We start from the raw sequence: 13,626 nt of genomic DNA, 5'->3' as shown, positions 1-13,626 counted from the left end.
GGGGTGTGTAGCTTGTATTTAGAAAAAAGGTCGGTTTCAGAGTAGCGTAAGAGCGATATAATAGTAGTAAAGGAGGAAACGAAATGTATTTAAAATCATGTAAAGTTTTACAGGGAGATATTGAAGTTAAAGACCAATATCCCTTTAATATACCAAGTTTGCAGGATTTACAGGAACTAGAGTTTCCTACGAACGTGACCTTCTTTGTTGGGGAAAATGGCTCTGGGAAATCAACCTTATTGGAGGCTATAGCTGATTGCTGTGATTTTAATACAGCGGGGGGCGGCCGTCAAAATTTATATGAAGTACATAAAGCGGAATCTGCACTTGGAGAATTTATCCGTTTATCATGGTGGCCAAAAGTTTCAAATGGCTTTTTCCTACGTTCGGAAACGTTTTATCAATTTGCGAGTCATATTGATTTGTTGGAAAGTCATCCTAATAAGTATGCCGCTTTTGGGGGTAAGTCGTTACATCATCAATCACATGGCGAGTCCTTTTTATCACTATTTATGCATCGCTTCAAAGGCAAGGCAATTTATTTATTGGATGAGCCTGAAGCGGCTTTGTCACCAACAAGACAGCTTAGCCTACTCAAAATTATTAAAGATTTAGAGCATGAGGCACAATTTATTATCGCCACACATTCACCTATTTTGCTTGGTTATCCAAATGCTACAATCTATAGTTTTGATAATGGGGAGATAGAGTCTATACGTTATGAGGATACTATACATTACATTGTTACGAAGCGCTTTTTAGATGCACCAGAAACCATTTTTTCAGAGTTATTTGATGAGGAGAGAGAATCATGAATCAACGTAAAGGCTTAGTCATGCGAGAAATTCGATTAGATGAAATGGCACAGTCAATAGACTTGCTTAATTATGTTTTTCAAATGTCCATGTCTATTCATAAGGATCGTCGCTTTGTGAATGCTAAAAGTAAGCAATTTAATGAGGGACATGCGATTGGTTGGTTTGATGGTTCACATCTTGTATCTCAAATTTTAAGCCTACCTTTTGAAGTAAATGTTCATGGTAGGGTTTATGAAATGGGAGGCATTACTGCGGTCGGAACGTATCCTGAATATTCTAGGCATGGTTTGATGGAGAGCCTTATTATTGAAAGCCTAGAGCGGATGCGAGACGAGGGACTATGTATTTCCTATTTATTTCCATATTCTATCCCGTATTACCGAAAAAAGGGCTGGGAAATTATGAGTGATATAGTTGAATTTCAGATCAAGGATACGCAGCTTCCGCACTATAAAGGGTTAAACGGGAAAATTCGCCGTGTCGATCCGAAACATGAAGATGTTGTGGCCATTTATGCGAGCTATGCCAAGAAGACGCACGGTGTTATGGTACGTAATAGTATTGCTTGGAATGAAAAATTTCAGGAAGATTTTTGGGAGGAAAAATTTATTGATAGTGATGTGAATCTCCAGGCAGCAGTGTATTATGACGAAGATGATATGCCACAAGGTTATATGTTTTATCGTATTATGGAGGAAAATTATTATATCGATGAAATTGTCTATTTGCAGGAAGAGGCGCGTAAAGGTTTATGGAATTTTGTCTCAGCACATAGCTCGATGATTTACAATGTCTATGGTAAAACAACTGGCAATGAAGCCGTCGCCTTTTTGTTAGAGGATAGTGAGATTATACAAAAGGTGTCCCCTTATTTTATGGCACGAATTGTAGATGTAAAAGAATTTCTGTTACGCTACCCATTCACGGGAAATGATTTTCACCTTAGACTCGCTGTTACTGATCGCATTGTGGCATGGAATAATGGCACATTTGTCATAACGAAGCAAAACGGAAAAGTTGCAGTTGAAAAGGTGAGTGAGACACAGTCAGAAAATGCTATTCAGCTAACTGTTCAAACACTTGCTACGATGTTACTTGGCTATAAACGACCGAGCTATTTAGAAAAAATCGAGCGTTTACAAGGCAATGCTATTGAGATTGCATTACTAGAGACGGTGCTACCAATAGGCATTCCAACGTTTATTGATTATTTTTAAAAAAATTATTGGGGAGTATGTACAGAGACACTGTGCATATTCCTTTTTTATTCGGTAAAGGGAAAACTGCTCAGGTTCAGCAGAAAACTGCTCAGGTCAGTCCAATTCCTCGAAAGAACTTCTCTATCGAATTCATTTCCTAAATAAGGAAACATCTATTCCGCTGAAATCGTCTCTATTTAAACAGATTGGAGGATGCAGATGAACGATGCCGAAAGGTTAGAAATTAAGAAAGTATACAAAAAAACTCTTCTAGTGCTACTTATTTGGATTTTGTTTTTTGCAGGTATTATAGGGTACGGTATTTATTGGCTGTTTTTTGATTGGACTAGGTTTAAACAAGAGCTGATTGCTGAATCTACATCTCCACAAGGAACCTATACAGTGAAAGCTTATGTTTCAGACGCTGGTGCGACGACTTCTTTTTCAGTGTTGGGAGAATTAGTATTCAATCATGAAAAGAGAAAGTCCAAGAAAATATATTGGCAATATCGAGAAAATGAAGCACACATTAATTGGAACGACGATGATACAGTAAGTATTAACGGTGTGACATTGAATGTGCCTGATGAAACATATGATTTTCGAGATAATGAGTAGCCATAACCATTTCAGTTATGGCTTATTATTCTGTGATCCAAGCTTTTTTTAGCAGTTGAACGCCGTGGATGATTTCCTCCATTTTTAACTTACTAAAGCCTAATTGAATAATAGGCACAGAGCTCGGAGGTTGTAGAAAATATGAGCTTGTAGGGTAGACCTTAACTCCATATTGTTGTGCATTTTGAATGAGCTGTTTTTCTGAAAATTGTGTATGAACTTTGATCAATATATAAAGTCCAGATTGCTCTCCGAGTATTGTAATTTTTTCTCCGAATTGCTTTTTTAGTTCCTCTACAAGCGTATTTATTTTATGTTTATAGGTGATACGCATTCTTTTTATATGTCGTGTCCATTCACCTTGTTCCATGAATTTCGCCATTGTTAATTGATGTAAGGACGAAGCGTTATGTTCAAAATGAGCAAAGCGTGCTTTATATGGCTGTACAAGTGCTTTCGGTAGTACCAAATAGCTTAAACGAATGGCTGGCAAAAATGATTTTGAAAATGTTCCAATATAAATAACACGTGACTTGTCGAGTGAGGCGAGAGCAGGAAATGGCTGCTGAGTATAACGAAATTCACCATCATAATCATCCTCAAGAATATAGCCATCAACTTTTTTAGCCCACTGAATTAAAGTTTGTCGCTGCTGAATGCTCATCGAAACCCCGTATGGAAAATGATGAGATGGTGTGACATAGAGTAAGCGCGAATGTAAATGCGTTAAATGCTCAAGCTTTGCACCGTTTTCCGACACAGGTAAAGTCTCTATCTGAAAGCCATGCAGCTTAAACGCTTCTCGTGCACCGTTGTAACCAGGGTCTTCTAAAATAACACTTTGGAATTCCTGCTTTAATAGGAAGCCTAGATATATTAACATTTGCTGCGTGCTGCTACCGATAATAATGTCCTCTTCATTTACATGAACGCCTCGAGCTTGAAGCAAATAATGCACAAGCTGTTCCTTTAAAAGTGGCTCGCCGAAAGAATCGCCATATTCATAGCATTTTTTTAAAGGTAACACTTGATTAGCCATTTGACGCCATACTTTCAGCGGGAAATGCTGTTGATCCACTGCGCCGGCACGAAAGTCAATGATGATATCTACACTGGTATTATTCGTTTTTGGGGTAAGACTTGGTCGTTCCTCCTCCTGTAGAAAAACCTGTTCAAATTCATTGACAAAATAACCTCTTCGTCCTTCACCGCGTATGTATCCTTCCGCTACGAGCTGCTCATAAGCAGTCAAAGTGGTATTCCTACTGACATGCAAAGATTCGGCTAGCCTTCGAATGGACGGAAGAGAATCATTCTTTTTCAATCTCCCTTGTTCGATTAACCATTTGATTTGCTGATAAATTTGTTTGTACTTTGCTTCTGCATCTACGAATAAGAAAATAAAATCCTCCATAAAGTTCCTCCTTGACATGTTGCGATGTAGAGAACTGTTTCTTTTAAAATGTCAGTTTGTTTTTTATCATAATACAAGAATTACATATAAAAAGAAATGGGGAGATCAGTTAATGGAGATTTGTACAGTAACCTTAGCGACAGTTCGAGACGTGGTGCCTTTATTTAATGCATATCGAGAATTTTACGGTCAACCATCAGACTTAGGGCAAGCTGAGGAGTTTCTCGTAGAGCGTTTAAAAAAGGAGGAATCGACTATCTTTCTAGCTTATTTGGACGCGCAGCCAGTTGGTTTTGTCCAGCTCTATCCTGTTTTTTCATCTGTTGCAATGAAAAAGGCGTTTATTTTAAATGATTTATTTGTGGCAGAGCATGCCAGAAAACAAGGTGTGGCACATAGCCTAATTGAACATTGTTACTCATACTGTTTACAGAATGATGCACGTTATATTGGGTTAGAAACAGCGACAGATAACGTTCGTGCTCAAAAACTATATGAAAAGCTTGGGATGAAAATAGATGATGGGGTATTTCATTATATTAAGTATTGGTAAAAGGAGGAGATTCGAAAGATGACCGTAACAATCAAGCAGTTAACCTCTCAGCAGGAGTGGATGGAAGCATATCCCGTTATGGCGCAGCTTCGTACGGAATTAACATTAGAAAAGTACCTCCTATTATTAAAGGAAATGACCCGTGATGGCTATATGTTATTTGCATTATATGAACACATGCAAATTGTGGCGGTAGCCGGATTAAGTTGGAGAGTCAATTTTTACAGTGAACGCCATATTTTTGTCTATGATTTAGTAACGGATGAGAAGTATCGTTCTAGAGGCTATGGTGAGAAATTATTACAATATCTTCACCAATGGGGAAAAGATAAAGGCGGGCACTATATTGCTTTAGAGTCTGGTATTCAAAGGACTAGTGCGCATCGTTTTTATGAAGATCGATTAGGGTATGAAAAATGGTGCTATTCTTTTCGGAAAGCATTGTGATCAAAAGGAATATGATTTTTTAAACCTCACACACTAGTGGAAACATGAAGGAGGTTTAAAATGAAAGCACCAGTCAAAAAGTTTTTTCTCACGAGCATACTTATAATGAGCTTTACACCAATTGGATATGCAAATAATGTAATTCAACAACATGCAAATGGTGAAGAAGGACAGCTTGTTTACCATGTGAAATACGATTATGATGCTATTTGTAAGGTTCTCGGGATCACGAAAGACGTGTATGATCAATACTGGAAAGAAGGACTTTCTATTGTCGATATGGCAAAAAGGGAAGGTATTGACCAACGTGAAATTATAAATTATTTTGTGACATTCCACTATCAAGAAATGCAAAAATGGCGAAAGAAAGGCGCAATGAACGAGCATCATTATTTTAATTTAGTTTATGATTTAAAAGATGAAATTACAGATTTTATTGAGCGAAATCCGAATAAAGAATGAAAGCGACTAGTATATTCTAGTTGCTTTTTTTTACTTTTTTTAATTATAAAGAATAATTTTTTAACGATTATCATTAAAAAACGGTTGATTTTAACTCTGCTCTTTAATATGCTTAATATGAAGAAGGATAGCAATATTGACTACCGACGATTTCCGAAAAGCACCTTGCACCCATTGCTTGTCATTCTTAATGTAAACATTATGAACAGGGGGAAAAATTATGGTTTTGGAAAGTGTAATAAATGCAGTTTTTCAGGTCATTTTATTTTCGGCTATACCGTTTGTTTGGTGGTTTTTCTCAGCAAGAAAGGAACAATCATTTTTGACATGGCTCGGCCTTCAAAAGCCTGTCATTGAAAATAAGGGGAATTATTTTCTATGGTTTTTATTCATTATTATTTTATTATTCGTACCCCTTACTACAATCAGCTATTTCTACCTAGACAGTTCAACCTTAGCGACCAATCGTTTTACAGGACTTGGTTTTTCAGCGCTCATTCCAGCACTTTTCCATTCATTTGTACAAACAGGGTTGTCAGAGGAGCTGTTATTCCGAGGCTTTTTATTAAAAAGATTCATGCATAAGTTTGGTTTTCAAATGGGGAATATAATACAAAGTTTATTATTTGGCATTTTACATGGATTGATGATGTTTTCTTTTATTCCTTTTGGAGTTGTGGTGTTAGTTGTTATCGCAACTGCGCTTGCAGGTTATTTAATGGGGTGGATCAATGAAAGAAAGTCTAATGGCTCGATCATAACAAGCTGGGGCATACATGGCATTGGTAATCTTATTGCTTCCTTTATGGCAATGTTTAATGTGCTCTAATGGCCTAGCTCATTTGCATTTCATCATGTTCGATTGCATAATAAAGCAGAGAGGTGATAGAAGTGCAATTCATCGAGCAGGTAGTAAAAGGATGCTTGATTGTCGGTTTTATATTAACTTCTTTCAGTATCTGAAAAAAGTTAATGCCTCCGGCGGATGTCACGGAATCGGAAAGGAGTTCTTTGTGCACGCACAAAGCCGATTCAGGACGCAATTATGCCGAGGCATAATTGATTGGGAGAGCGTATTATCACCGCAATATGCAGTTATTATAATATAGCTTTTACGACTTTTTTGCTGATTATCATGTCGTCTCACTAGTTATACTCATAATAGGTATTATAGGAACAGAGATACTTAATAGACGAAAAAAGAAGGGACGAGCATAAATGACGGAATGGCCAAAGGGAGTAGCAAAACCTGCTATACGTGCATTAAATGCGGCAGGCTATACACAATTAGAGCAATTAGAAAAGGTTGATTTATCAACGTTAAAAAACTTACACGGGATGGGACCGAAAGCGCTAGCGGCCATTGAAGTAGCACTGAATGAAAGTAGGAAGCACAGTGAATAAACTGACTTTATTTTTACTGGCAATGGTGGTCTATTATATCCTTGTTGTTTTCGTGATTAGCAAGTTATTTATTATTCCTCTAATGAAGTTTATGGCGCTTGTATTCTTCCTTGGAGCAGGCTTTATTTTTTCTCGAAAAATGCGGAGGAAACTACAATAGGAGAAATTATAAAAATTACAAAACTGGCCATTTTCATTTTGGTGTTACACTAGCTGGGGTTCACTTATCTATTTTATCGCGGGATTTTTTTGCCATTATTGCAATCGCATTGATTTATAGACTTATACATATTTTATTCTGGACAATTTTATGAAATTAGAGGATAAGTTAGTAACCTTTGTTGGGACATGAAAAGTATCAAACTGCCCGAAAATAGGCCAAGTTGTTCAATCATGCTCGTGAAGAAATGTATGATGAATGGCTGTGAAATAAACTCTTTATTTATGAAGATTTGATTAAAAAAGGCTGTTTTCTCAAAAATTGTTGCTGTTGAAACTAAAAGACAGATTTAACCTACATAACGTGTAGAATAAATCTGTCTTTTGTGAATTGAAAATTTAACTTAAGCTCCAGTAAATATAGTATGATTTAAACTTATTTCTGATATATTTTTGATTTTATTGGCTTTTTTTTAATTGCTTTTTCATACGATTACCTCAATCTTTATTGCTGTTTCGAATTCTAATAGTTTTAATTGAGGAGAGGTCGCATTTTGTTAATTTGTGAAATACAGGCTCATATATTAATGTGATGCATCTTTATTGTACGTTTCCATTTCAGAAGCAGGGTCGAATTGCTCTCTACCCATAGCAAATGCCATAATTAGCGCAATAGCAGCTGGGATTATCGCCCAAGCAAAAGTATGAGCAACTGAAATAGTAAGTGCTTCTTGCATTTTATCGAGAACCTCTACAGGAATGAAGCTTCGAGTTTCGGATGTTAGAATTACACTCGGATCACTTAAATCCATACCAGTAGGTGCTTGACCACTAAACGCGGACGTTAATTTATTTGAGAAAATATGGTTTTGAATAATCCCAAACACTGTAATTCCTAATGTCATTCCAAGTTCTCGATTGAAGTTTAGCGTTGAGTTAGCCGAGCCACGTTGTCTCATACTGAGACCATGAATAACGGCATTGCTCAACACAGAGAAAGACGAGCCAATGCCAAGACCAACAAGTATCATAAAGATTGTTACCATAAGGTGCGACGTTTCAGTTGTCAATGTTGTAAGTAAGGCAATACCAACAACAAATAAAGTTAAAGTCGGTAACATAATCGTTCGATATTTAAATTTCGTGAGGAGAGCGCCACCCACAGATGCTGTTACAACTGAACCTACCATCATCGGAAGTAAAATAAGACCTGAGTTCGTTGCAGAGCCTCCAAGTACACCTTGAACAAAAATTGGAATGTAGATGGCAGCGGTAATGTAAGCAGCACCAGCAAATATTGAAATGATATTACTCGTTGCATAGAGACGATTTTTGAACATTTTAAAGGAAATAATAGGCTCTTCTACACGTAGTTCAATTAAGATAAAGCTAATAAGAAACACTGTAAATAGAGCGAATAATCCAAGAATCATTGCGGAATCCCAAGCATATTCTTTGCCGCCTAGCTCAAGAGCAAACATTAAACTTACTACTGAACTAACTAAAGTAACTGCGCCAAAGTAGTCAATTTTTTGCTTGGTATGTGCAATAGATTCATTGTAAAATTTTGCAACTAACACAAAGGCAATTAGCCCAAGTGGTAAATTAATATAGAAAATCCAAGACCAATGAACATAATCTGTTAAATAGGCTCCAAGAAGCGGACCAAAGATACTTGAGAGACCAAATACTGCCCCAAATAATCCACCCATTTTCCCGCGTTTATCTGGAGACACTACATCAAACATAATTGTGAATGCGATTGGCATTAATGCACCGCCACCAATACCTTGAATTGCACGGTAAATGCTAAGCTGAATAATTGAGTTTGATGTACCGGCTAGTGCCGAACCGATTAAAAATACAACTAAACCGAAAATAAAGAATCTTTTACGACCATACATATCGGATAATTTACCGAAAATCGGCATACCTGCAATCGACGCTATCATATAAGCTGATGTTACCCAGACAAGTTTGTCATATCCACCAAGATCCCCAACAATTGTACTGATTGCAGTTGCTACAATTGTATTATCCATTGCAGCCATTAAAATCGCTAACAATAGCCCAGCGATTACTACACCTATTTTATTTGTATTCTTTGCCACTTTCAAACCTCCGTTTTGGTGAATCCCTACTATTTTTAACTATCAATATGTATCTTGATAGGGGATGTTTAAATAACCATTTGCTATTATATCAGTTCTGTCAAGTTTATATATGCATATAGGATCCAGCATTTTCTTTTGGAGAGAAGTGGGTCATTTGAAATTGAAGTAGATATTGCGGATTAGATTTTCGAAGAAAGTTATACATAATGAAAAAAATAAATGAATATAAAGCCGGTGAAATTTTACGACGAGTAAAATTTCACCGGCTTTTTGATATCAGGTCTTCTCATTTCGCATAAAACCTATTATCTCAATAAATTTAAGGTGTCATAATATATAAAATATGACTTTTCTGCACAACGAGGAAAAGAAGTACATATTTCTGAACAAAATGAAAGAGCACAGAAACCCCTTTAGACAAAACATATCTAAAGGGGTAAAACGATGCCATACATTAGTACTAGGACAGCTTCTATTTCTTTTTGTTCAATAATATGCCACGTACGATACTAAATATAAATATAATACTTAGTACAAATAGAAATAAATAAGCATGCCATTGCAATAAAATACGTTTATGGCCTAAAGCCACTGTTAGGTCATTGAAAAGTGAATACGTAAAGTATAATAATATACTATTTTTGATTAGACAAAAGGTAATGATCCCATTTTGTCGTTCAGTATGAGATAAGGTCGGCTTATTTTTACGTAGGACAGGATAAGCAGCTTTAATCTCTAAGTATTGTAAAAGCAAAAATAGCATTAGGGCAATGAAGGGTAAATAAAAAATGGCGATTTTCGGCCCAAATTGCGCATGTTCACTCGAAAAGCTTTGCAAAACGGGTATTGTTGCGGGAAGCTTATTGTATTGGATAAGCGTTGCCGTAATGCCAGCTAAAAAAATCGTCGCGACAATAAGCGTTAGCGGCTTACAAAAACGCGGTGTAGGTGTTTTTTGTTGTTCAAGCATTCGTTCACCTCTTAGTTTATCTTAAAAAATACCAGTCTGTTATACTGTATCATATGAATACCATCATGTGTGTTATAGAAAGAAGGATTAGATGGAATACTTGTTGTTTTTACTAATAGGTATCACTGGCAACGTCATTGGAACGTTAGTGGGAGGTGGCGGGTTAATCACATTACCAACCATGATGCTTATGGGGGTACCGGTCCATTCGGCGATAGGTGCGAATAAAGTTTCAAATATGGTTAGTGCTTTTTCAAGCTTCTATACTATTTATAAAAGAAAAGAATTGTTATGGTCAGAAATGCGTTCAGTATTAGTTGTTTCCCTAGTAGGGGGTACACTTGGTGGTCTGTTTGCATCGTTTATGAGCAGTCAAACATTGACGTTCATCGCGATTGTTTTATTAGGATTTGCTCTTATTATGTCCTTTATAGGAGGGGCTGAATTTGGAGATAAAGAAAGCTTTATAATGAATCGCAAAAACGGACCAATACTTTTAGGTGTTGGTTTTTATGACGGAATGTTCGGTCCTGGTAGCAGTACGCTGGCACTTTATACGTATGCTCATGAGAAAATCTCTTATATGAAAGCTGTTGGTCTTTCACGTGTAGGTGTTTTTGCGATGTGCTCAGGAGCCGCAATTACGTATATTGCTACAGGTAAAATCGATTGGCCATTGACAATTGTTTTAATGGTTGGTTCTGTAATTGGTGCGCAAATAGGAATTATTCTTGCAAGAAAGGTAAAGGCCAATCAAGTAAAGCTATTACTACGTATTGTGACCATTGTGCTGATCTTACAACTCTTGTATGATTTTATCTTCATTCAGTAGAAAACACCCACATATGAAGGTGATGAGATAAATGGAGATGAAATTCCTATTCAGCGGATATCCAAACATCTACTGAAATAGAGGAACTCAGTCTAAGAACGCCACGTCCTGTGGCAACGACTGAGTGACCAACATAGTGTTGGCCTAAAGCCTCCGGCGGATGTCACGGATTTTGAAAGGAATGAATATAAGGAAGTTAGCCTAAAACCTTCGCATCCTGCGAAAACGGCTAACTGACCTGCGTCGGTGCTGCTGTCGCTACGCTTTCGCGCAAAAAACATCTGCAGGCCTGAGCACAATTCAAAATCTGGACGCAATTACGCCAAGGCGAAATTGATAAAATACAGATATAAGGAGGCGATATCCATGTTTGAAATTACACCTTATCCATCTTTTTCGTGGTCACTGTCACGTCATAAAACGTTAACAAGCTGTGCGCGAAAATATGGCTATGAATATTATTTTTCTCATAATGGCTGGCTTAGCTACAATGTGGAACCATATCATCAACATGTCTATCGCTTAAAAAAGCTTCAATCCATGCCGATTTTATTTGGCCAAATCGTCCATCATTTAATAGAGCAATCGATCAATGATTATTTGCAAACCAGCAAGGCGCCGACTGTTACTGAGCTAGTAAATCGTGCACGTGGCCAGCTCAATGCAGCTTTTATTGATTCTACTCGTCATGTAGATTTGTGGAGACATAAGCCTAATAAATTTTATATGATGCAAGAAGTTTATTACGAAGGGCAGTTAAATCCTGAACTTGTACAGGACTATAAGGAGCGAATGACGGCTGTCTTTGACAACTTTCTTAACAGTGAAACGTTCCAGCAAATTACCGCACAAAAAGGCTCTCTACGAATCGGTGAGCCTGAACAATTTCGTTCCATGAAAATCGAGGGGATACAAGTTTTCGTCGTAATGGATTTTCATTATTATGATGAGATGGCAGACAAGTGGATTATTATCGACTGGAAAACAGGCGGAGAGTCCGATGATGATCGCCAGCAATTAGCACTCTATGCTTATTATATTCAGCAGAAATATCGCGTATCTCTTGATCAGATAGATGTCTATAATGAATATTTATTGACAGGCAAACGAAAAAAATACGCCTTTACAGCATTTGATATGGACAATATTTTACATACGTTTCAGAGAAGTGTGTTAGAAATGAAAAAATATCAGGCGGATATTTTCTCCAATGAACCAGTAGATTTTGAGGAATTTGAATTAACCTCTGAAAAATGGCACTGTAAAGGGTGTAATTTTAAAGAATTATGTATGCAGAATTGAGGAGAAAAATGAAGCGAGTGACCAATAAGTAATCAAATAAATTAAGTCGTCAAAATAGTCACTAGCTTTATTTTTATCTTTACTAGTTAAATGACTATAAATGTTAATCGTCATTTTTATATCAGAGTGACAGGTTATGTATTAATTCAGAGATGTCACCATTGTTTTTAGAGATACTTAGAACAATTGGTAAGGCTGTTTAACTGTATAGTTAAATGGAAAACAAGCTGACTCATTAAAGTCAGCCTGTATATTTTCAATTATCAATTTTTGTAACGACCAATGATGGGAATCTATAAAAGACGTTTCCTAAGGCTGCAAAGACCCTGATACTAAGTCTATCATCTTTGTTTAATCGTAGTTGTACTGTTTTTCCTATTGTGGTAATTATATTTGAGTCTACAAATTGATCGCCGGGTGAAGTTGTAATAAAGTTATTAGATTCAAAAATACTACCAGTCGCAAGGATTGAATCATTGATGAACAATCCAAACTGCACAGCCGCATTGGTAGTAAAATTAGAAGAGCTAAATAGACTGGCTGAGATGTCCATACTGATTTCATATACGCCACTGGTAGCAACCTGAAGATCCGTAGTATTATTAGGAACGGGAGCAGGATCTACATTTAATGACGGACCAGGTGTCGTGAAAATAACTTTCTGCCCTAAAGTAGGTGATGTAATTGGAGTTACCACCGTTACATCTTTTCCAATGGGATCGTAAAACGATCCATATGCCACAGTTTCCTCATTTGTTGGTTCAGGAATACTAGGTGGTATACAGGATGCGTCAATAGCCCTAAACTTATCAGTACAATTAAAATTTCCATTACCGCACTGTTGACAATCACAGTCTGCTTGATGAAATTTATTATTTGAATTCATATTAACACCTCTTTTATTTATCATTCTATTTAAACGTATGTGTCAACCAACTATCTAATGTTTGAAAGAAGTGTTCAATAACCCTAAAAAGACCACTCCGTGATGGGTGGTCTTTAAAAAATAAGTGACTAAAAAGTGACCAACAATTGACTAAACGTTACATTCAGCTAGAGTTGGTGATTTTTAATGACAATACAATGATAAGTAAACATTGGTAAATCAAGATTTTGATTAAACTTGAAACATAATGATAGTTTGATTTCAATATCAAGCGGATATCTTCTCCAATGAACCAGTGGGATTTGAGGAATTTGAGCAAATCTTTGAAAAATGGCACTGTAAAGGGTGTAATTTTAAAGAATTATGTGTGCAGAATTGAATCGGGAGACCAAAAAGTGAAAGGTTATTATAGAATGTCATACCTAACTAGGTGTGGCTTTTTATTATG

Annotated in this window: 14 protein-coding genes; 10 read left to right on the top strand and 4 right to left on the bottom strand. The window is 36.6% G+C overall.

All coding sequences use genetic code 11. The features are described 5' to 3' along the window. The first annotated feature begins 83 nt into the window (after window positions 1–83). From JNUCC51_RS02340 to JNUCC51_RS02330, 3 genes are all read left to right on the top strand, one after another. Entirely contained in the window at window positions 84–815 is a 732-nt protein-coding gene (locus JNUCC51_RS02340; RefSeq protein ID WP_337990655.1) for an AAA family ATPase, read from the top strand. Further along, a complete protein-coding gene (locus JNUCC51_RS02335; RefSeq protein ID WP_337990654.1) occupies window positions 812–2,035 on the top strand; it encodes a GNAT family N-acetyltransferase in 1,224 nt (407 codons plus the stop codon). The genes JNUCC51_RS02340 and JNUCC51_RS02335 overlap by 4 nt, the downstream gene beginning before the upstream one ends. Before the next feature lie 201 nt (window positions 2,036–2,236). Beyond that, a complete protein-coding gene (locus JNUCC51_RS02330) occupies window positions 2,237–2,635 on the top strand; it encodes a DUF5412 domain-containing protein (protein ID WP_337990653.1) in 399 nt (132 codons plus the stop codon). A gap of 25 nt (window positions 2,636–2,660) precedes the next feature. Here JNUCC51_RS02330 and pdxR read toward each other — a convergent pair whose 3' ends face one another. Beyond that, complete coding sequence (pdxR, locus tag JNUCC51_RS02325) at window positions 2,661–4,049, bottom strand: MocR-like pyridoxine biosynthesis transcription factor PdxR (protein WP_337990652.1); 1,389 nt, start codon at window positions 4,047–4,049, stop codon at window positions 2,661–2,663. A gap of 112 nt (window positions 4,050–4,161) precedes the next feature. Between pdxR and JNUCC51_RS02320 the strand changes: the two genes are divergently transcribed. The 5 genes from JNUCC51_RS02320 (at window position 4,162) to JNUCC51_RS02300 (ending at window position 6,915) form a co-directional block, all read left to right on the top strand. Continuing rightward, window positions 4,162–4,602, top strand: a complete 441-nt coding sequence (locus tag JNUCC51_RS02320) for a GNAT family N-acetyltransferase (RefSeq protein WP_337990651.1) — start codon at window positions 4,162–4,164, stop codon at window positions 4,600–4,602. Window positions 4,603–4,620: 18 nt separating this feature from the next. Beyond that, complete coding sequence (locus JNUCC51_RS02315) at window positions 4,621–5,049, top strand: GNAT family N-acetyltransferase (protein WP_337990650.1); 429 nt, start codon at window positions 4,621–4,623, stop codon at window positions 5,047–5,049. A gap of 60 nt (window positions 5,050–5,109) precedes the next feature. After that, the gene (locus JNUCC51_RS02310; RefSeq protein ID WP_337990649.1) at window positions 5,110–5,511 is read left to right on the top strand and encodes a hypothetical protein; all 402 of its coding nucleotides are present in this window, start codon (window positions 5,110–5,112) and stop codon (window positions 5,509–5,511) included. A 220-nt stretch (window positions 5,512–5,731) separates the two neighbouring features. Beyond that, window positions 5,732–6,340, top strand: coding sequence for a CPBP family intramembrane glutamic endopeptidase (locus JNUCC51_RS02305; RefSeq protein ID WP_337990648.1), 609 nt, complete (start codon window positions 5,732–5,734; stop codon window positions 6,338–6,340). A 389-nt stretch (window positions 6,341–6,729) separates the two neighbouring features. Next, window positions 6,730–6,915 carry a helix-hairpin-helix domain-containing protein gene (locus JNUCC51_RS02300; RefSeq protein WP_337990647.1) on the top strand — a complete coding sequence of 62 codons (186 nt, stop codon included), beginning with the start codon at window positions 6,730–6,732 and terminating at the stop codon, window positions 6,913–6,915. Window positions 6,916–7,658: 743 nt separating this feature from the next. Here the strand turns inward: JNUCC51_RS02300 and JNUCC51_RS02295 are convergent. Continuing rightward, window positions 7,659–9,185 (bottom strand): MDR family MFS transporter, encoded by a 1,527-nt coding sequence (locus JNUCC51_RS02295; protein WP_337990646.1) that lies wholly within the window; start codon window positions 9,183–9,185, stop codon window positions 7,659–7,661. Window positions 9,186–9,660: 475 nt separating this feature from the next. Beyond that, complete coding sequence (locus JNUCC51_RS02290; RefSeq protein ID WP_337990645.1) at window positions 9,661–10,158, bottom strand: DUF1648 domain-containing protein; 498 nt, start codon at window positions 10,156–10,158, stop codon at window positions 9,661–9,663. 91 nt (window positions 10,159–10,249) lie between these two features. Here JNUCC51_RS02290 and JNUCC51_RS02285 point away from each other — a divergent pair, with 91 nt between their 5' ends. Both JNUCC51_RS02285 and JNUCC51_RS02280 read left to right on the top strand, forming a co-directional pair. After that, window positions 10,250–10,990, top strand: a complete 741-nt coding sequence (locus tag JNUCC51_RS02285) for a sulfite exporter TauE/SafE family protein (protein ID WP_337990644.1) — start codon at window positions 10,250–10,252, stop codon at window positions 10,988–10,990. 366 nt (window positions 10,991–11,356) lie between these two features. Further along, window positions 11,357–12,292 carry a PD-(D/E)XK nuclease family protein gene (locus JNUCC51_RS02280; RefSeq protein WP_337990643.1) on the top strand — a complete coding sequence of 312 codons (936 nt, stop codon included), beginning with the start codon at window positions 11,357–11,359 and terminating at the stop codon, window positions 12,290–12,292. Window positions 12,293–12,548: 256 nt separating this feature from the next. Here JNUCC51_RS02280 and JNUCC51_RS02275 read toward each other — a convergent pair whose 3' ends face one another. After that, the gene (locus JNUCC51_RS02275) at window positions 12,549–13,178 is read right to left on the bottom strand and encodes a hypothetical protein (protein WP_337990642.1); all 630 of its coding nucleotides are present in this window, start codon (window positions 13,176–13,178) and stop codon (window positions 12,549–12,551) included. Window positions 13,179–13,626 lie beyond the last annotated feature (448 nt).

The organism is Lysinibacillus sp. JNUCC 51, assembly GCF_015999525.1.
GTDB lineage: Bacteria > Bacillota > Bacilli > Bacillales_A > Planococcaceae > Lysinibacillus > Lysinibacillus xylanilyticus.
The sequence above is the reverse complement of the archived record's forward strand: the minus strand, read 5'-3'. Positions and strand labels throughout refer to the sequence as shown.